Source organism: Burkholderia sp. AU32262, from assembly GCF_020419985.1.
Classification (GTDB): domain Bacteria; phylum Pseudomonadota; class Gammaproteobacteria; order Burkholderiales; family Burkholderiaceae; genus Burkholderia; species Burkholderia semiarida.
Genome location: NZ_JAIZRS010000024.1, coordinates 1 through 18559, shown reverse-complemented (window position 1 = coordinate 18559; position 18559 = coordinate 1). Strand labels below are relative to the sequence as shown.

At 71.3% G+C, this 18559-nt stretch carries 15 protein-coding genes and 1 pseudogene; 11 read left to right on the top strand and 5 right to left on the bottom strand.

What is annotated here, in order from left to right; all coding sequences use genetic code 11:
• Positions 1-3 precede the first annotated feature (3 nt).
• From bcsZ to LGN10_RS25360, 8 genes and pseudogenes are all read left to right on the top strand, one after another.
• Positions 4-1233: a cellulose synthase complex periplasmic endoglucanase BcsZ gene (gene bcsZ, locus LGN10_RS25395; protein WP_226225391.1), complete on the top strand. Its 1230-nt coding sequence runs from the start codon at positions 4-6 to the stop codon at positions 1231-1233.
• Positions 1218-5124 (top strand): annotated as a pseudogene (locus LGN10_RS25390) (cellulose synthase subunit BcsC-related outer membrane protein). Before bcsZ ends, LGN10_RS25390 begins: the two are co-directional and overlap by 16 nt.
• Positions 5125-5132: 8 nt before the next feature.
• On the top strand, positions 5133-7103 hold the full coding sequence (bcsE, locus tag LGN10_RS25385) for a cellulose biosynthesis protein BcsE (protein WP_226225389.1): 1971 nt from the start codon (positions 5133-5135) through the stop codon (positions 7101-7103).
• A complete protein-coding gene (locus LGN10_RS25380) occupies positions 7100-7345 on the top strand; it encodes a hypothetical protein (RefSeq protein WP_059640897.1) in 246 nt (81 codons plus the stop codon). The genes bcsE and LGN10_RS25380 overlap by 4 nt, the downstream gene beginning before the upstream one ends.
• Positions 7342-8121, top strand: a complete 780-nt coding sequence (gene bcsQ / locus LGN10_RS25375) for a cellulose biosynthesis protein BcsQ (RefSeq protein ID WP_226225387.1) — start codon at positions 7342-7344, stop codon at positions 8119-8121. The genes LGN10_RS25380 and bcsQ overlap by 4 nt, the downstream gene beginning before the upstream one ends.
• On the top strand, positions 8118-10655 hold the full coding sequence (gene bcsA, locus LGN10_RS25370; protein WP_226225386.1) for a UDP-forming cellulose synthase catalytic subunit: 2538 nt from the start codon (positions 8118-8120) through the stop codon (positions 10653-10655). Before bcsQ ends, bcsA begins: the two co-directional genes overlap by 4 nt.
• A gap of 27 nt (positions 10656-10682) precedes the next feature.
• A complete protein-coding gene (gene bcsG, locus LGN10_RS25365; protein WP_226225385.1) occupies positions 10683-12239 on the top strand; it encodes a cellulose biosynthesis protein BcsG in 1557 nt (518 codons plus the stop codon).
• On the top strand, positions 12221-12418 hold the full coding sequence (locus LGN10_RS25360; protein WP_059573787.1) for a hypothetical protein: 198 nt from the start codon (positions 12221-12223) through the stop codon (positions 12416-12418). The genes bcsG and LGN10_RS25360 overlap by 19 nt, the downstream gene beginning before the upstream one ends.
• Before the next feature lie 55 nt (positions 12419-12473).
• Here the strand turns inward: LGN10_RS25360 and LGN10_RS25355 are convergent, their stop codons facing one another.
• From LGN10_RS25355 to LGN10_RS25340, 4 genes are read right to left on the bottom strand one after another with little or no spacing between them, the layout of a single operon-like run.
• Positions 12474-13358: a pirin family protein gene (locus LGN10_RS25355; RefSeq protein ID WP_226225384.1), complete on the bottom strand. Its 885-nt coding sequence runs from the start codon at positions 13356-13358 to the stop codon at positions 12474-12476.
• A 30-nt stretch (positions 13359-13388) separates the two neighbouring features.
• Positions 13389-13781 carry an OsmC family protein gene (locus tag LGN10_RS25350; RefSeq protein WP_059573785.1) on the bottom strand — a complete coding sequence of 131 codons (393 nt, stop codon included), beginning with the start codon at positions 13779-13781 and terminating at the stop codon, positions 13389-13391.
• A 56-nt stretch (positions 13782-13837) separates the two neighbouring features.
• Complete coding sequence (locus LGN10_RS25345) at positions 13838-15418, bottom strand: cation:proton antiporter (RefSeq protein ID WP_059573784.1); 1581 nt, start codon at positions 15416-15418, stop codon at positions 13838-13840.
• A gap of 25 nt (positions 15419-15443) precedes the next feature.
• Positions 15444-15704: a DUF1427 family protein gene (locus LGN10_RS25340; protein ID WP_059573783.1), complete on the bottom strand. Its 261-nt coding sequence runs from the start codon at positions 15702-15704 to the stop codon at positions 15444-15446.
• Between the two features lie 278 nt (positions 15705-15982).
• Here LGN10_RS25340 and LGN10_RS25335 point away from each other — a divergent pair, with 278 nt between their 5' ends.
• Positions 15983-16669: a hydrolase gene (locus tag LGN10_RS25335; RefSeq protein ID WP_124658917.1), complete on the top strand. Its 687-nt coding sequence runs from the start codon at positions 15983-15985 to the stop codon at positions 16667-16669.
• A 63-nt stretch (positions 16670-16732) separates the two neighbouring features.
• Here LGN10_RS25335 and LGN10_RS25330 read toward each other — a convergent pair whose 3' ends face one another.
• Positions 16733-17656: a LysR family transcriptional regulator gene (locus LGN10_RS25330; RefSeq protein ID WP_059573781.1), complete on the bottom strand. Its 924-nt coding sequence runs from the start codon at positions 17654-17656 to the stop codon at positions 16733-16735.
• Between the two features lie 100 nt (positions 17657-17756).
• On the opposite strand from LGN10_RS25330, the gene LGN10_RS25325 reads away from it, so the two are divergent.
• Both LGN10_RS25325 and LGN10_RS25320 read left to right on the top strand, forming a co-directional pair.
• Positions 17757-17924: a DUF1427 family protein gene (locus LGN10_RS25325; protein WP_059573780.1), complete on the top strand. Its 168-nt coding sequence runs from the start codon at positions 17757-17759 to the stop codon at positions 17922-17924.
• 19 nt (positions 17925-17943) lie between these two features.
• Positions 17944-18559: amidohydrolase family protein (locus LGN10_RS25320; protein ID WP_226225383.1), on the top strand; the 616-nt coding region annotated here is incomplete at its 3' end.

Sequence of the window (18559 nt, the reverse complement as noted above, 5' to 3'; positions counted from 1 at the left end):
CGGATGGCGCGGGCAATGACGAAGCGACGGGCGACGCAGCCGGCGCGGCGTGTCGGCGCGACGCTCGCGCTGGCGGTGGCGGTGACGTGCGCGGCGGCCGGCATGGCCATGCACGCGCGGGCCGCGCCGGCCAGTGCAGCCGATGCCGCCGCCGCGGGATGCAGCGCCACGTGGCCGCGCTGGGACGCGTTCAAGCGCGATTTCATCTCGGCCGACGGCCGCGTGATCGACGTCGGCTCGGCCGATTCCCGCACGGTATCGGAGGGGCAGGCGTATGGGCTGTTCTTCGCGCTGGTCGCGAACGACCGGCGCATGTTCGACACGATCCTCGCGTGGACCGAGAACAATCTCGCGCAGGGCGACCTGAGCGCACGCTTGCCGGCGTGGCTGTGGGGCCGCGCGCCCGACGGCGCATGGCGCGTGCTCGACGCGAACGCGGCGTCGGACGCCGACCTGTGGATCGCCTATGCGCTCGTCGAGGCCGGGCGGCTGTGGCACGAGCGCAGCTATACGGCGCGCGGCGCGCTGCTCGCGAAACGCGTGCTCGACGACGAGACGGCGACCGTGCCGGGCCTCGGCCTCACGCTGTTGCCGGGGCCGACCGGGTTCAAGCTGGCCAACGGCCAATGGCGAGTGAATCCGAGCTATTCGCCGCCGCAGGTGATTCGCGCGCTCGGCGCGCGGCTGCCCGACGACCGGCGCTGGGCCGCGCTCGCATCCAGCACCGCTCGCGTGCTGCTCGACACCGCGCCGAAGGGCTTCTCGCCCGACTGGGCGCTGTATCGCGCGGGCAAGGGGTTCGGGCCCGATCCGGATACGCACGCGGAGAGCGCGTACAACGCGATTCGCGTGTACCTGTGGGCCGGCATGCTCGACCGCGCCGATCCGCTCGCCGCGCCGCTGCTCGCGAAGTTCGCGCCGTTCGCCGACCATATCGCCGCGCATGGCGCGCCGCCGGAGAAGGTCGATACGACGACGGGCGTCGCGGGCCCGAACGACGGCAACGGCGGCTTCTCCGCGGCGGCCGTGCCGTTCCTCGACGCGCGCGGCCAGCACGCGCTCGCGGATGCGCAGGCGGCGCGCGTCGAGACGCTCGCGCGCCAGTCGGCGCCCGGCTATTACTCCAGCGTGCTGACGCTGTTCGGGCTCGGCTGGCGGGACGGCCGCTACCGGTTCGAAGCGGACGGCACGCTCGGCACCCGTTGGGGAGGCCGTTCGTGCGCCGCCCGTTGAAGCGCGCCGCGCCGCACGTCGCGGGATTCGCGTGGCTCGCGTCGTCGGTGTGCGCGGCGGCGCCGGGCGCCGCTTCGGGCGCCGCGGCGGCGACCCCCGCGGCACCGGCGACCGCGGCTGCCGGCGATGCGCGGCGCGAGCTCGACACCGCGCGGATGTGGGGCATCAAGCATCGCGACGATCTCGCGCGCGATGCGCTGCGCAAGGGCCTGCTGATCGCGCCGGGCGATCCCGACCTGCTGGCCGAACAGGTGCGCGTGCTGCTGCGGCTCGGCGACGCGAGAGGTGCGCAGGCGTCGCTGGCGCGGCTGCAGGCGCAGTCGCCGAATGCGCCGGCCACGCGGCGGGTGGCCGACGAATACCGCGTCGCGACGAGCGCGCGCGGCGAGATGGCGCAGATCCGGCTGCTCGCGCGCAGCGGCCGCGCCGACGAGGCGGCCCGGCGGATCGTCGCGCTGTTTCCGAACGGCGCGCCGTCGGGTGCGCTCGGCGCCGAATATTACCAGATCGTGTCGAATGCGCCGGGCGGGCGCGAGCCGGCGATCGCCGCGCTGCGCCGCGCGATCGCCGCCGATCCGCGCGACACGAGCGCGTCGATCGCGCTCGCGCGGCTGTTGAACCAGCGCGACGACACGCGCGCGGAAGCGAACCGGATCGCGTCGTCGCTCGCGACGCGCGCCGACGCGGACCATACGGAAGCGATGGCGCTGTGGCGGCGCGTGCTGCAGTCGGCCGGCAGCGATCCGGCGTATCTCGATGCGCTGCACGCGTATCTCGCGCTCGCGCCGGACGATACCGAATTCCGCGATCGCGCGGCCGGCCTCGATCGGCAGCGCGATGCGCAGCGCCGGCTCGAGCGCGATCCCGACTACATCGCGCAGCAGCGCGGGCTGCAGGCGCTGGCGCGCGGCGACCTGGCCGCCGCCGACCCGCTGCTCGCGCGCGCCGCGCGGGCGCGGGCGGACGACGCCGATGCGCTGGGCGGGCTCGGCCTGCTGCGCCTGCGCGAAGGGCGGCATGACGAAGCGCGCGCTGTTCGCACGGGCCGCGACGCGTGCGACCGACCAGCGCGGCAAATGGCAAGGCCTCGCGCGTACCGCGCAGTTCTGGGGGCTGCTCGCCCAGGGCCGCGAGGCGGCCAGTGCGGGCCGCCCGCGCGATGCCGAGCGCGCCGCGCGCGCGGCGCTCGCGATGCAGCCGGACAACCCGGACGCGAAGCTTCAGCTTGCCGATGCGCTGCTCGCGCAGCGCGACTGGGCGCAGGCGGAGCCATTGCTGCGCGGTTTGCTCGCCGCGCGCTCGCCGAGCGTGTCGGCCGTGCGCGACACGGCCACGCTGTATGAAAACACCGGCCGCGCGGACCGGATCGGCCCGTTGCTCGACGCGCTGCAAGGGCGTGTGACGGGCGCCGACGATCGGCGCGCGCTCGACGGCCTGCGCGGCGACCTGCTCGCGAAGGAAGCGCGCGCGCTGGCCGACAAGGGGGCACGCGGGCCGGCCGCGCAACGCTACGAGGCGGCCGTGCGCGCGACGCCCGACGCGCCGTGGACGCGCTTCGCGCTCGCGCGCCTTTATCGCGACATGGGGCTGCCGCAGCTCGGCCGCACGGTGATGGACGACGGGCTCGCGCTGAGCGATACGCCCGAGATGCGCTACGCGAACGCGCTGTATCGCAACTCGCTCGACGATGTCGCGGGCGCGCAGGCCGCACTGGCGCCGGTCGACGATGCGCACCGTTCGGACGGGATGCGTGCGCTCGCGCGCAAGCTCGATGCCGAAAATGCGCTCGCCGACGCGCGCGGCGCGCATGCACGCGGCGACCGCGCGGCATTCGCCGCCACGCTCGCGCACGCGCAGGCGAGCGCGCCGGACGATCCCGACATGCTCGCCGCGATCGGCGCGCAGTGGATCGACGCGGGCGAACCCGAGCGCGGCCTCGCGCCGCTCCACGACTGGATCGCCGCGCATCCGCGCGAAGCCGATGCGGACGTGCGCCTGCGCTACGGCGACCTGCTCGGCCGCGCGGGGCGCGACGACGCGCTCGCCGCGTGGCTCGACACGCTGCGCCGCGACCCGGCGCTGACGCCCGCGCAGACGGCGCGACTGGAGGACCAGTCGCTGCGGCTCGTGCTGCGGCAGACCGACGACGCGATCGCGCGACAGGACTATGGGCAGGCGCGCACGCTGCTCGATCGCGCGAGCCCGGCCGGCCGCGCGGACAAGCGCTATGCACTCGAACTCGCCGATCTCGAACGCGCGCAGGGGCATTACGATGCGGCGCGCGAGGCGCTCGCGCCGGTCGTGGCGCGTACGCCCGACGATGCCGATACGCAGCTCGCGCTCGCCCGGATCGACGAGGACAGCGGCAACCGTGCGGCCGCCCGCGAGCGCGTGCAGGCGGTGCTGGCGCGCACGCCGGACGACGACGTCGACACGCAGTTGTCGGCCGTGCGCCGCCTGAACGCGCTGCGCCGGCCGGACGAAGCCGCGCAGGTGACCGGGCGGCTGCAGGCCGCATATCCGGCGCGTGCCGACGTGACGGTCGCGGCCGGCCGCGTGGCCGAGGCGCAGGGCCGCTACGACGACGCGGTGTCGCTGTACCGGCTGTCGCAGTCGCAGGAGCGCGCGACGGGGGTAGGCCCGGGCCGCGACGGGCTGACACCCGCGCAGGCCGCGTTCGCGGAGCTGGCGCAGCGGCGCAATCCCGAGATCGAGACCGGCTGGATACCCGCGTACAAATCGGGCGACGAAGGCATCTCGTCGTATCGCGCGCAGCAGGTGCCGATCTACATGCAGATGCCGGTCCGCTACGACGGGCACGTATTCGCGCAGATCGACACCGTGCATCTCGACCCGGGCACGCTTGATACGAGCGACCCGAACGCGTATTCGCTGAAGACGTTCGGCACGTACGCGGGGCTCAGGGCGCCGAACGGGCTGCCGCCGCCGTTCCAGCCGAATCCGCAGGCTGCCGCGCTGCTCGCGAATCCGTCGGGCTCGCTGCACCAGTCGGTGACGGGGGTCGCGCTCGGTGCCGGCTATCTGTCCGATGCATGGCGCGTCGATCTCGGCACGTCGCCGCTCGGCTTTCCGGTGCATTACCTGGTCGGCGGCGTGCGCTACCGCTTCGACGCCGGCCCCGCGAGCTTCTCCGTGAATGCGTCGCGCCGGCCGGAAACGAGCAGCGTGCTGTCGTACGCGGGGATGCGCGACCCGTGGACGGGCGCGGTGTGGGGCGGCGTGCGCCGCGACGGCGTGAACCTGCGCGCGTCGGTCGACGTCGGCCGCACGAACCTGTTCGCGGAACTCGGCGCGGGCGTGCTGTCCGGCCGCAACGTCGAACGCAATGCGGAAGTCACGCTGCGCACCGGCTTCACGGTGCCCGTGTACGAGCGCGCGACGATGAAGGTCAGCACCGGGCTCGTCGGCAATGCGTGGCACTACGCGCAGAACCTGCGTTACTACACGTACGGGCAGGGCGGTTACTACAGCCCGCAGCGCTACCTGTCGCTCGGCGTGCCGATCGAATGGGCGGGGCGGCACGATGCGCTGTCGTGGGACCTGACCGTCACGGGCGGGATCTCGAACAGCTACGAGAAGGATTCGCTGTATTACCCGACGCTCTCCGGACAGCGGGCCGCGCAGGTGGCGGCCGGGTTCGTGTACGCGGGCAGTTCGACGCGCGGCGTGTCGTTCTCGTACGGCGTGAACGGCATCGTCGAGTATCGCGTGAACCCGCACCTGAGCTTCGGCGCGCAGTTGCACATCGACCGGTCGCACGACTATGCGCCGAGCTCGGCGCTCGTCTACCTGCGCTATGCGTTCGATGCGCGCGCGCCGCGCAGCTGGCTCGTGACACCCACGCCCGTGCGGCTTTATTCGGATTACTAGGGGAACGCGTGACTACGGAATTCGATGCTACCCGCCTCGCGCCCGGCGCCACCGGCCTGGTCGATCGCGTGCGCGCGCTGTTGCGCATGGGGCCGGCGGGCGGCCGTGCCGGCGCATCGAGCCGGCTCGCGATCGACGGCCTGCCCGACGCCTGGACGCAACTGGACGCCGGCGGCCTTTACGCGATCTACGCGGCCGGCGGCACGCCGGGGTGCGACGCGCTCGTGTGGGAAAGCGCGCGGCAGGCGCGCACACGCGACGTCACGATCGTGCTGGCGCGCGATCCGTCGAGCGTCGCCGCGCAGATGGCATCGCTCGGCTTCGCGGGCGGCGCGCAGCCGGCCGGCTGGCCGCGCAACCTGAACGTGCTGGCGATGCCGCCGGCGGCCGAGCCGGCAGACGCCGGCGCCGATGCTGGCGTGGCCGGCGGCGCGTCGGGCCGCGCGGCGCCCGGCCCGTTCGCGCGGCTGACGGGCGGCTTGCGCGCGATGAAGCGCTACGGGCTGCATGCCCGGTCGCTGTATTTCGTCGAAGGCGCGCAGCGCTGGTTCAGCTGGGACGATCCGGTCGCGCTCGCGGAGGAAGCGCACGCGCTGGCCGGCTGGTGCCGCACCCGCCGGATCGCGCTCGTGCTGCTGCTCGACCCGGAAGCGGCCCGGGCAGGCGGCGACACGCGTGCCGACGATGCGCCGCTCGTGCGCGATGCGCAGCGCGCGCCGCGCAGCGCCTTCCACGGAATCTGCTCGGGTGTCGCGCAGTTGCAGCGCACGCACGGCGAATTGCTGTGGGTCGTCGATTTCTGGCGCGCGGGCGACACGCTCGCGGCCGGCGAGGTGCGGCCGCTGCGCTTCGCGCCGGGCGGCCGGTTGACCGCCAGCGTCGATGGCGGCGCGACCGAACCGGCGCACCGGATGAAGCTCGCGAGCGACGAGGATCGCGTGGTGGTCAGCCGCGCGGTGCTCGACGGCGCGAGCCGCGTGCCGGACGGCTGGGAGATCGTCGACGACAACGCGGCCGTCGTCGTCGCGTGCGCGAACGCGCAGGCCGCGACCGCGGTGCTCGTGTTCCGCTCGCATGCGCAGCTCGAAGCGCTGTGCGCGGACGTGCATACGTTGCGCCGGCAGTGCGGCGGCGCGCTGAAGATCGCGGTCGTCGAGCGCGGCGAGGTGCTGCGCCAGCAGTTCGAGATGCTCGTGCTGAGCGTCGGCGCGAACCGCGTCGTCGCGCGCGACCTGCCCGTGTCGCGGATGCAGGCCGCCGTGCACGCGCTGCACGGCCAGCTCTACGCGCGGCCCGTCGCGGCCGACTATCGCGCGGCGCTCGCGGCCGCGCTCGGCGATTCGGTGCTCGGCTACCTGCCGGTCGGCGGGTTCTGCCAGCGGATTCGCGCGGTGCTCGACCGCGGCGCGGTGCTCGCGCTGCCGCATACGCTCGCGAAGCTCACGCTGCTGCCGGGCGTGTCGCACGTCGACGCGTTGCGGCATTGCCGGCCGCGTCGCGCGGGCGACGTCGTGACGGCCGATGCCGGGCACCTGTTCGTGTTCCTGTTCGCGTGCGAGCCGGTTGATGCCGAAGACGCGCTCGCGCGGATCTTCGACGTGCCGGTCGATACGCTGTCCGATCGCGTCGTGTGCCTGGGGCAGGGCAGCATCGACACCGAGCTCGACGCGCTGAAGGCCGAGAACCGGCGCGCGCCGATCGCCGATTACAGCGACCTGTTCGCAGCGGCGCGGCCGCCGGGCGCCGCGCCTGCAGCGGCCACGCCCGTCGCGCCCGGCGCGGCATTGCCCGACGCGAGCGAGGTGAGCGACGCGATCGATGCGATCGATACCGTCGTCGCGCTCGACGCGATCGGCGTGCCGCAGGCGTCCGCGCCGGCTGCCGCCGACACCGCGGCGCCGGATCCCGTCATTCCCGCCGTGCGTGCGCGCGGCGCCATTCGCAGCGCGATGCCGCTGCGCAAGCAGGAGGACGCATGATCGCCGAACTCGTCATCGGCTTCATCGTCGGTATCGTGATCGCGGTGCCGGTGTGGATCGTCGCGCAGCACCTCGGCATCGGCCGCGGCTTTCATGCACCGCGCGGCATCGACCGGCGCGACGCGGTGCCGTGCGAACTCGTGCCCGTCGCGCTGCGCGGCCGCCTGCTGCCCGGCGCGGGCGGCGACGAAGGCGATGAAGGCGACCAGCGCGGCAAGCGCGACAGCAAGGCGGCACGATGAAGACGATCGCCCTCACGTCGACGACGGGCGGCGCGGGCCGCACGACGCTCGCCGCCGCGCTCGCGGTGCTGCTCGCGCGCCGCGGCCGGCCGGTCGTCGCCGTCGAATTCGATGCACAGAACCTGATGGGCGCGGCGCTCGGCCTCGATACGCTGGCCGAACACGGTCTCGCGCACGGCCTGCTGGGCGGCGCCGAACCGTGGCACACGCATACGTGGGGCAACGCCGACGGCGTGCTGTTCGTGCCGTACGGGCAGGTCGACGCGGCCGGCGCGGCCGCGTGCGATGCGCGGCTCGTGGCCGATCCGGCGTGGCTCGCGCGCGCGCTCCACGAGATCGCGCTGCCGGCCGACGGCGTCGTGCTGATCGACACCGCCCGCTACCCGTCGCCGCAGGCCGAGCAGGCGATCCGGTGCGCGGACCTGACGCTCGTCGTCGTGCCGCCGGAGCCGGCCGCCTGCGCGGCGACGGCCGCGCGGCTCGGCGCGCTGCGGGCCGGCGGCGGCGACCTGCGGATCGTCGTGAACCGGCTGAACCCGGCGCGCGACATGCAGCGCGACGCGCTGGCGATGCTGCGCGCGGTCGCGGGGCCGGCGTCGATGCTCGAGCAGCGCATTCACGTCGACGCGGCCGTGCCCGAAGCGCTCGCGCGCGGCAGCTGGATCTTCGACGACGCGCCGTATTCGCAGGCGTCGCACGACCTGAACGGCGTCGCGAACTGGGTCGATACGTGGCTGAAGGCGGTCGTCGCCGGCCGCGCGGGAGCCATGCGATGAAGGCCGCGTTCGCGTCGCGACTGCGCGCGCTCGGCCGTCGAGCGGCCGACTGGTGCGCGCGCGGCATCGGGCTGCCGGCGCAACGCACGCGGCTGGACTGGTTCGTGCGGCTGTTCTTCCACGCGCCGCCGGCCGGGCGGCCCGATCATGTGCGCCGCTGGGTGCGCGTCGCGTTCCTGCAGCTCGCGCACGACTGGGGCGTGCTGCAGCCGCTCAGCGTGCGCGAATGGCTGTGGCGCGCGATCGTGCGCGCGCCGCGCGCGGCCGACGGCCGGCCCGCGCGCGATCCGCTCGCGTGGTTCGACAGGTTCGTGGTGCCCGTCTACGTGGCCGGGCGCGCGGTCGGCCGGCGCATCAACGCGATGCTCGAACGTCTGCCGTGGGCGCGCTGGGGCGGCTGGCTCGATGCGCGCGCGAACGGCGTCGGCCGGCGCCGCTGGCTCGCGCCGCTGCTGCTCGTGGCCGGCGCGGTGCTGTGGGCCGCGGCCGGGATGTCGCCGCTGATGCCCGGCGCGCAGTTCGCGTTCTTCGCGATCGTCGCGGTGCTCGCGCTCGCGCTGCGCCGCCTGCCGGGCCATCTGCCGACCCTCGCGCTCGCGTCGCTCGCGCTGCTCGCGGCCGTGCGCTACGTATGGTGGCGCACGACGCAGACGCTCGATTTCCGCAGCCCGATCGAGGCCGTCGCCGGCTACCTGCTGTATGGCGCCGAAGCCTATACGTGGATGATCCTGCTGCTCGGCTTCGTGCAGACCGCATGGCCGCTCGACCGGCCGATCGTGCCGCTGCCCGACGATCCGGACACCTGGCCGAGCGTCGACGTCTATATCCCGACCTACAACGAACCGCTGTCGGTCGTGAAGCCGACCGTGTTCGCCGCGCAGAGCATCGACTGGCCCGCCGCGAAGCTGCGCGTGTACCTGCTCGACGACGGCCGGCGCCCGGAATTCGCGGCATTCGCGGCCGAGGCCGGCATCGACTACCTGACGCGCGACGACAATCTCCACGCGAAGGCCGGCAACATCAACCGCGCGTTGCCGAAGACGCACGGCGAGTACATCGCGATCTTCGACTGCGATCACGTGCCGACGCGCTCGTTCCTGCAGACGACGATGGGCGTGTTCCTGCGCGACCCGAAGTGCGCGCTCGTGCAGACGCCGCACCATTTCTTCTCGCCCGATCCGTTCGAGCGCAACCTCGGCACGTTCCGCGAGGTGCCGAACGAGGGCAACCTGTTCTACGGCCTCGTGCAGTCGGGCAACGACCTGTGGAACGCGACGTTCTTCTGCGGATCGTGTGCGGTGCTCAAGCGCAGCGCGCTGGAGGAGGTCGGCGGCGTCGCGGTCGAAACCGTGACCGAGGATGCGCACACGGCGCTCAAGCTGCATCGGCGCGGCTATACGTCGGCGTACCTGCCGACCGTGCAGGCGGCCGGCCTCGCGACCGAAAGCCTCGCGGGCCACGTGAAGCAGCGCACGCGCTGGGCGCGCGGGATGGCGCAGATCTTCCGCATCGACAACCCGTTCCTCGGGCGCGGGCTCGGTTTCATCCAGCGGATCTGCTACGGCAACGCGATGCTGCACTTCTTCTACGGGATTCCGCGCCTGGTGTTCCTGACGATCCCGCTCGCGTACCTGTTCTTCCACCTGTACTTCATCAACGCGTCGTCGCTCGCGCTCGCGAGCTACGTGATCCCGTACCTCGTGCTCGCGAACATCGCGAACTCGCGGATGCAGGGGCGCTACCGGCATTCGTTCTGGGCCGAGGTCTACGAATCGGTGCTCGCGTGGTACATCGCGCTGCCGACCACCGTCGCGTTCTTCAGCCCGAAGCACGGCAAGTTCAACGTGACCGACAAGGGCGGCAAGATCGACGAAGGCTACGTCGACTGGTCGACGTCGAAGCCGTATCTCGTGCTGTTCGCGCTGAACGTGCTCGCGATCGTCGCCGGCCTGTGGCGGCTCGTGGCCGACCAGGGCGACGAGGCGTCGACGATCCTGATCACGCTCGGCTGGACCGTGTACAACCTCGCGATGCTCGGCGCGGCGCTGGCCGTCGCGCGCGAGACGAAGCAGGTGCGCGTCACGCACCGGATCGCGATGCGCGTGCCGGCGATGCTGCTGCTCGCCGACGGCTCGACCGCCGCGTGCTTCACGAGCGACTACTCGACCGGCGGCCTCGGTCTTGAAGCCGTGCCGGGGCTGACGCTCGCGGTCGGCGACACGCTGACGGTGTGCGTGACGCGCGGCGACCGCGCGTTTCCGTTCCCGGTGCGCGTGACCCGTGTGACGCCGACCCACGTCGGCGTGAGCTTCGAGGCGCTGACGCTCGAACAGGAGCGTCAGCTCGTGCAATGCACGTTCGGCCGCGCGGATGCGTGGCTCGACTGGCACGAAGGCGCGCGGCCCGACACGCCGCTCGGCGGGCTCAAGGAAGTGCTGCGGATCGGGCTGGACGGTTACGTACGAATGTGGAAGGGTGCGGCGCGCGGCGTGCAGGCCATGCTCGCGCCGAAACTCGATCGCGCGCGCGACTGACGCGGCGCGCATCATGGAGTGGGTTAGATGACGTTCTGGAATCTGTATTTCATCCTGAAGTTCGCGCTGTTCGCGACCGGGCGCCTGCAGCCGTTCTGGCTCGCGAACCTCGCGTTCGCGGTGGCGCTGGTGGCGAGCGCGCCGATCCGGTCGCGCGCATGGCGCATCGTCCGGCAGGTCCTGGCGATCGCGATCGCGGTGCCGCTGCTCGCGCGCGAGCTGCATGCGCCGCCGCTCGCCCGTCTCGCGGAGGCCGCGCGCGAAGTCAGCACGTTCCGGCTCGACTACTGGATGGAGCTGCTGCCGCGCCTGTTGCCGCCCGTGCTCGCGCTGACGATCGTCGGCGTGCTGATCGTCTATTTCATCGTCAATCGCTGGCTGCGCGTCGCGACGTTCGTGGTGGCCGTGCTCGTTGTCATGCCGTTGTGGCAGGCCGGCAGCGGGCTGATGGCGCGCGTCGTCGCGCCGGCCCAGCCGCAGGCGAACGCGGCGGGCGCCACGCGCGTGGACGCGCCCGAGGATCACAACGCGGCGCTCGCGACGTTCCGCGCGCAGGAATCGCAGCGCCAGGTCGCGTTCGGTCATCTCGGCAGCGATCCGGCCGCGCAGTTCGACGTGATCGTGCTGCACGTCTGTTCGCTGTCGTGGGACGACCTCGATGCGGCGAAGGTGCGCAACCATCCGATGCTGAGCCACTTCGATTACCTGTTCACGAACTTCAGCACGGCCGCGAGCTACAGCGGCCCGGCGGCGATCCGCGTGCTGCGCGCGAGCTGCGGGCAGGAGGCGCATGCGGACCTGTACAAACCCGCGCCGCAGCAGTGCCACCTGTTCTCGCAACTGGCCGGCGCCGGCTACACGGTGCAGTCGCTGCTGAACCACGACGGCCATTTCGACAACTTCCTGCAGGTGATCCACGACAACATCGGCGTGGCCGATGCGCCGATGATCTCGAACGCGGCCGCGCCCGTCGCGATGCATGCGTTCGACGGCTCGGGGATCAAGGACGACTATGCGACGCTCGCGAACTGGTACGCGCAGCGCGCGTCGGTGCCGGGGCCGGTCGCGCTGTACTACAACACGATCAGCCTGCACGACGGCAACCGCGTCGTCGGCAGCGCGCTGACGAGCATCGACTCGTATCCGCAGCGCGCGACGAAACTGATGACCGACTTCGACCGGCTCGCCGACCTGATCGCGCAATCGGGCCGCCGCGCGGTGATCGTGTTCGTGCCCGAGCACGGCGCCGCGTTGCGCGGCGACAAGAACCAGATCGCGGGGCTGCGCGAGATTCCGACGCCGCGCATCGTGCACGGGCCGGTCGGCGTGCGGCTCGTCGGCTTCACCGGCAACCACGGCGCGACGACCGTGATCGAGCAGCCGACCAGCTTCCTCGCGCTCGCGCAGTTGCTGTCGAATCTCGTGTCGAACAGTCCGTTCAAGCCGGGCGCGACGCTCGCGCAATACGCGGCCGATTTGCCGCGCACGCGGATGATCGGCGAGAACGAGGGCACGGTGACGATGCAGACGGCCGCGGGTTACGCGGTGAAAACTCCGGATGGCGTATGGATCGACGAACAGTGACGATTACCGGCGAAGGCGACGACGATCGCCTGTCGCAACCGAACGACGTGATCGGCCTCGCGCGGCATCTGCCCGCGCTCGATCCCGAGCGCTACGTCGACGAGCAGGCGCGCCGCGCGTTCGACGCGTCGCTCGATCGCTGGCCGGTGCTCGCGAAGCTGATGGGGCTGAAGCGGTAAACGCGCGACGGCCGGCATGATGGCCGGCCGTCGTCGCCTTGTCGGGGCAGGCTGCCTACTGCGCTTTGCGTTCCGGCTGCCGCGTCCATTCGTTTTCTTCGCCCGGCACCTTGCCGAAGGTCTGATCGGCCCACGCGGCCCGCGCCGCGTCGATCTTCGCGCGTTCGCTCGACACGAAATTCCATTCGATGAATCGCTCGCCCGGCAGGTGCGCACCGCCGAGCAACATCACGCGTGCGCCGTTCGCACTGGCGAGCGCCACGCTCGCGCCCGGTTCGAGCGCGGCCATCGTCGCCGGGGCGAGCGGCGTGCCGTCGACGGTGAGGTCGCCGTCGACGAGATACACGCCGCGTTCTTCATGTTCGGCATCGAGCGTGAGCGTGCCGCCCGACGCGAATTCCGCAACCGCATAGAGCGTCGGCGAGAACACGGCGACCGGCGATGCGAGCCCGAACGCGGTGCCCGCGATCACGCGCACGGTCACGCCGTCGCGCGTGAACGACGGCAGCGTGTCGGCCGCATGGTGAACGAACGCGGGTGCGGTGTCTTCATGCTCGACCGGCAGCGCGACCCAGGTCTGGATCCCGTGCACCGGCTGCTCGCGCGGGCGATCCTCGTCGGGCGAGCGCTCCGAATGCACGATGCCGCGGCCGGCCGTCATCCAGTTCACGTCGCCCGGCACGATCTTCTGCCGGAAGCCGAGGCTGTCGTGATGCATCAGCGAGCCGTCGAACAGGTAGGTGACGGTCGCGAGCCCGATGTGCGGATGCGGCAGCACGTCGATGCCGTGGCCGGCCGGCAGCACGGTCGGGCCCATTTCGTCGAAGAAGATGAACGGGCCGACGAGGCGCGCGGCGCGCGCGGGCAGCACGCGGCGCACGACGAGGTTGCCGATGTCGCTTTCGCGCGGCGTGAGCAGGGTCTTGATCGAGGTGGACATGACGGGAATCTGTGACGGGGGCGGGAATACTCAAGCGATCGCCGTGTCGATCGCGATCGGGTGCGTGAGGATCTTGTGCACCGGGCATGCATTCGCGATCTGCAGCAGGCGTTCGCGCTGTTCGTCGGTCAGCTCGCCGTCGAGCGTGATGCGGCGCACGATCGTGCTGCCCGCGCTGCCCGATTCGTGCGCGAGCTTCACGTGCACTTCGTCGAGCGGCCAGCCTTTTCGTTGCGCATACATCTTCAACGTGATCGCGGTGCACGCGCCAAGGCTCGACAGCAGCAGCGCGACGGGCGTCGGCGCCGTATCGCCGCCGCCGAGCGACGCGGGTTCGTCGGCGCGCCACTGGTGGACGCCATCGGTGAAGTGGACGAGGTAATCGACCGGGCCGATGCTCGCTTCGACGGTGAGTTCGCTCATTGCAATTCCAGGTGGGGAAAGGGGCCGGGCCGGCCGGGCATGCCGCGGGCCGGACGTTACGGTTCGAGCAGGCGCTGCAGCCGCAGCTCCTCGAAATCCAGCTCCGATTCTATGCGGTGCAGCACCGCGTCGTCGACCCGGCCGTCGCGATGCAGGTCGAGCAGCGCGTCGCGCGACACGCCGACCAGCTCCAGTTCGACGCGCAGCATCCGCGCGCGCACGTCGGCGGGCGCCGCGCCGTCGCGGTGTGCGCGCTCGTTGAACGCGACGCGGTTGCGGTATTCGGTCAGCAGCCGGTCCAGCGATGCACGTTCGAGGCCGGCGCCGCGTTGTTCGCGCGCATCGAGTTCGGCGAGCGCCGCGCCGAACGTGTGCGCGCGCACCGCGTGCTCGGACATCGTGCGGCGCGCGGCCGGGCGCAGCTTCAGCACGCGGATCAGCGGCGCGAGCGTGCCGCCCTGCACGACGAGCGTCGCGATGATCAGCAGGAACGTGCTGAACAGGATCAGGTCGCGGCCGGGGAAATTGGCCGGCAGCGCGATCGCGGCCGCGAGGCTCACGACGCCGCGCATGCCCGACCAGCCGAGCACGACCGCTTCGCGCCACGACCACGCCGCGTGGCCCGCGCGCCGCGCGCGCAGGCGGCCCGGCAGCCACATCGCGGCGAACACCCACATCATGCGCGCGCCGATCGCGGCGGCCGTCGCCGGCAGCGCGACCCGCAGGCCGGCCATCAGCACCGCGCCTTCGTGGTTCACGCCCGCGAGGATCGCGTGCAGCGCGAGGCCGATCAGGATGAACACGAGCGCGTCGAGCACGAACACGATCGCTTCCCACGTCGCCTTCGCCTTGATCCGCATGTCGGCGTCGAACACGCGATGCTGGCGCACGCCGAGCACGAGGCCGCAGGTGACGACCGACAGCACGCCCGAGCCGGCGACCGCTTCCGCGATTCCGTAGCTGCCCCATGCCATCGCGAAGGTCACGACGATGCCGAGCATCGGGTCGCGCAGGCGCGGCAGCACCCAGCACATCGCGTGGCCGCACGCGAGGCCGACCGCGATGCCGATCAGCGTGAGCGAGAAGAACAGGCCGGTGGCGCTCGCCGCCGTGATCGACACGGCGAGCGCGGCCGATACGGCCATCTGGTACAGCAGCAGGCCCGACGCGTCGTTGACGAGGCTTTCGCCTTCGAGCACCGCGACGAGCCGCGCGGGCAGCGGGTGGCGCTGCAGGATCGCCTTCGCGGCGACCGCGTCGGGCGGCGACACGATCGCGCCGAGCGTGAAGCACGCGGCCCACGGCAGTGCGGGATTCGCCGCATGCACGGCGAGCGCGACCGCGACGGTCGTGAACGCCACGGCCCCGAGCGCGAGCGACGCGATCGATGCGAGCTCCTGCCGGAATTCCTTCCAGGCGGTGTAGAACCCGCTCGACATCAGGAGCGGCGGCAGCACGGCCGCGAGCAGCAGCGCCGGGTCCATGTCGGGCACGCGCTTGCCGGCGACGGCGACCGCGCAGCCGCCGAGCAGCAGCACGACGGCCGGCGGAATCGACACGCGTTCGGCGAGCCACGTGAGCGCGCCCGCGCCGCAGATCAACAGCAACAGATAATGGAACAGCTCGACGTTGGTCATGCGCGGCCGGCGGCGATGGGGTGGATCAAGAAGGCTTGCGGTCGTTCGCGGCACCGCCCGGCAGCGCGCCGAACATGTGCTGGCTGCACTGCGCGTCGCGCCATGCTGTGTTCAGCCGATGGCCGGACAGCATCCGGCGCGCGACGGGCAGGATCTGTTCGCCGGCCAGCATGCCGAGCAGGCCGAGAAGCGCGATGATCGGCGGCGCGGGCGAATTCACGCCGATCGCGCCGTAGATGACGCCGGCGAGGATGCCGGCGAGCAGCGAGAGGACATACGGTTTCATGGTGGTGCGCCTCGTGAGGGCCGAGCGGCGCCGGAGCGGCGCCGCCGAAGTCTTGAGAGCGTATCGGGTTTGCGTGAAGAAAAAAAGGGCGGGCGGGCCGGAACGGCCATCCATTCGGGAATCGGATCGATTCCATTCCTTGGGTGTTCGTGCCGAGCGTTTGCGGCTTAAATGTTCGGGTCCGGATGACGACGATCCGGCGCCGATGCATTCCGGGCTCCTCCCGTTGTCACGGTCGAGGCAGGCCCCCCTTTTTCCGTTCACAGGACCCATCCGCCATGAGCAACCCGAAGCTTGAAGTACTGACACCGCAGAACAGCCAGCTGATCTTCATCGACCAGCAGCCGCAGATGGCCTTCGGCGTGCAGTCGATCGATCGGCAGACGCTGAAGAACAACGTCGTCGGGCTCGCGAAGGCCGCGAAGGTCTTCAACATCCCGACCACGATCACGACGGTCGAAAGCGAGAGCTTCTCGGGCCACACCTATCCCGAGCTGCTCGACGTGTTCCCGAACCAGAAGACGCTCGAACGCACGTCGATGAACTCGTGGGACGACCAGAAGGTGCGCGATGCGCTCGCCGCGAATGGCCGCAAGAAGGTGGTCGTGTCGGGCCTGTGGACCGAAGTCTGCAATACGACGTTCGCGCTGTGCGCGATGCTCGAAGGCGACTACGAGATCTATATGGTCGCCGATGCATCGGGCGGCACGTCGCAGGCCGCGCACGATATCGCGATGCAGCGCATGGTGCAGGCCGGCGTGGTGCCGGTCACGTGGCAGCAGGTGCTGCTCGAATGGCAGCGCGACTGGGCGCGCCGCGAGACGTACGACGCGGTGATGGCGATCGCGAAGGAGCATTCGGGCGCATACGGGATGGGCGTGGACTACGCGTACACGATGCTCCACAAGGCGCCGCAGCGCACCGCGACGCCGCACGAGTCGATTCCGCCGGTGCCGGCGAAGTAACGGGCCGCCGGCCGCGATCGCCGCACGGGATGCGGCGATTGCCGGCCGTCGGCCGTCGCGCGTTCAGGCGGCGGGCAGCGCCCACGGCGCGTGCGAGAAATGGTCGGCGAGGAAATCGAGCAGTACCGTCACGCGCGCGGCGCGCAGCATGCCGGGCGGCGTGACGAGGTTCACGTTGATGTCCGCGATCTTCCAGTCGCTCATCACTTCCTCGAGCTCGCCGCGCTGCAGTTCGTCCCATACCAGGAACTCGGGCTGCAGCGCGAGACCATGACCGCCGACGAGCGCGGGGAGGATCACGTCCGCGTTGTTCGTGCGAATGCGGCCGTGCACGTTCACACCGAAATCCTCGCCCGACGCCGGATGACGGAAGCGCCAGTGCTCAGGCGTCGGCAGGTTCGTGTACGTCAGGCATACGTGCTGTTCGATGTCGCGCGGATGCGTGGGACGGCCGCGCCGGTCGAGATACGCGGGCGACGCGACGAGCGGCCGGCGCACCGCGCAGAGGCGGCGCGAGCGCAGCGTCGAATCGCTGAGCTCGGCGATGCGGATCGCGACGTCGAAGCCGCCGGACACGATGTCGACGATGTGGTCGGTCAGCACGAGATCGATGTCGACGCGCGGATAGCGCTCGAGAAACGCGGGCAGCACCGGCGACAGGTGGCGCAGCCCGAACGACATCGGCGCATTCACGCGCACGAGGCCGTGCGGCTCGAGCGCCTGCGCGGATGCTTCGTTTTCGATCAGTTCCGCATCGGCGAGCAGCCGGATCGCACGGTCGCGCAGCAGTTCGCCGGTCGGCGTGAGCGACAGCCTGCGCGACGTGCGGTACAGCAGCATCGCGCCGAGGCGCTTTTCGAGGCGTGCGATCGCTTTCGATACGGTGGGTTGCGATACGCCGAGCGTTTCCGCGGCTTTCGCGAACGAACCGGTCTCCGCGACGCGCGCGAAGATGGCCCAGGCTTCGAGATCAGGAAGGTGTTGCATGGTCGGACGGGATGACGGGAAAGCGAAGGGATGCGAGGGCGGCGAAGCATGCGGCCGATGCGATGCGGGTCATTCTAATCCGGCCGGGAGAAAAATCGTTATGGAATCTTATCTACTTTCACTGAGCGCCGGCGTGCTGATCGGCGTCGTGTACAGCGTGATCAGGGTGCGCTCGCCGGCACCGCCGCTGATCGCGCTGGTGGGCCTCGCCGGCATGCTGGTCGGCGCGCAGGCCATCGCGCCGGTTCGTCACTGGCTAGGCTTCTGACCGCATCGAGGACAAAATCATGAGCGCAACCGATACTCAACCCGATCTCATCCTGCACAACGGGCGCATCACGACGCTCGACCGCGCAAACCCCGTCGCGACGGCCGTCGCGATTGCCGCCGGCCGCTTCGTCGCCGTCGGCAGCGACGCGGACGTCATGCCGCTCGCGGGCCGCGCGACGAAAGTGGTCGATCTCGGCGGCCGCGGCGTGCTGCCGGGCCTGATCGACAACCACTGCCACGTGATTCGTGGCGGCCTGAACTACAACATGGAACTGCGCTGGGACGGCGTGCCGTCGCTCGCGGTCGCGATGGAGATGCTCAAGCGCCAGGTCGCCGTGACGCCCGCGCCGCAATGGGTGCGCGTCGTCGGCGGCTTCACCGAGCACCAGTTCGTCGAGAAACGGCTGCCGACGATCGATGAGCTCAACGCGGTTGCACCGGACACGCCGGTGTTCATCCTGCGCCTGTACGACCGCGCGTTGCTGAACGCGGCCGCGCTGCGTGTCGTCGGCTATACGAAGGACACGCCGGAGCCGCCGGGCGGCACGATCCTGCGCGATGCCGGGGGCAATCCGACCGGCCTGCTGCTCGCGAACCCGAACGCGACGATCCTCTACGCGACGCTCGCGAAGG

Excerpts from the sequence above, each read along its gene's own strand:
- bcsZ (WP_226225391.1), top strand. The coding sequence starts at position 4 with ATGGCGCGGGCAATGACGAAGCGACGGGCGACGCAGCCGGCGCGGCGT.
- LGN10_RS25345 (WP_059573784.1), bottom strand. The coding sequence starts at position 15,418 with ATGACCAACGTCGAGCTGTTCCATTATCTGTTGCTGTTGATCTGCGGC.
- LGN10_RS25325 (WP_059573780.1), top strand. The coding sequence starts at position 17,757 with ATGGAATCTTATCTACTTTCACTGAGCGCCGGCGTGCTGATCGGCGTC.
- LGN10_RS25340 (WP_059573783.1), bottom strand. The coding sequence starts at position 15,704 with ATGAAACCGTATGTCCTCTCGCTGCTCGCCGGCATCCTCGCCGGCGTC.
- bcsA (WP_226225386.1), top strand. The coding sequence starts at position 8,118 with ATGAAGGCCGCGTTCGCGTCGCGACTGCGCGCGCTCGGCCGTCGAGCG.
- bcsG (WP_226225385.1), top strand. The coding sequence starts at position 10,683 with ATGACGTTCTGGAATCTGTATTTCATCCTGAAGTTCGCGCTGTTCGCG.
- LGN10_RS25350 (WP_059573785.1), bottom strand. The coding sequence starts at position 13,781 with ATGAGCGAACTCACCGTCGAAGCGAGCATCGGCCCGGTCGATTACCTC.
- bcsQ (WP_226225387.1), top strand. The coding sequence starts at position 7,342 with ATGAAGACGATCGCCCTCACGTCGACGACGGGCGGCGCGGGCCGCACG.
- LGN10_RS25330 (WP_059573781.1), bottom strand. The coding sequence starts at position 17,656 with ATGCAACACCTTCCTGATCTCGAAGCCTGGGCCATCTTCGCGCGCGTC.
- LGN10_RS25335 (WP_124658917.1), top strand. The coding sequence starts at position 15,983 with ATGAGCAACCCGAAGCTTGAAGTACTGACACCGCAGAACAGCCAGCTG.
- LGN10_RS25355 (WP_226225384.1), bottom strand. The coding sequence starts at position 13,358 with ATGTCCACCTCGATCAAGACCCTGCTCACGCCGCGCGAAAGCGACATC.
- LGN10_RS25360 (WP_059573787.1), top strand. The coding sequence starts at position 12,221 with ATGGATCGACGAACAGTGACGATTACCGGCGAAGGCGACGACGATCGC.
- LGN10_RS25380 (WP_059640897.1), top strand. The coding sequence starts at position 7,100 with ATGATCGCCGAACTCGTCATCGGCTTCATCGTCGGTATCGTGATCGCG.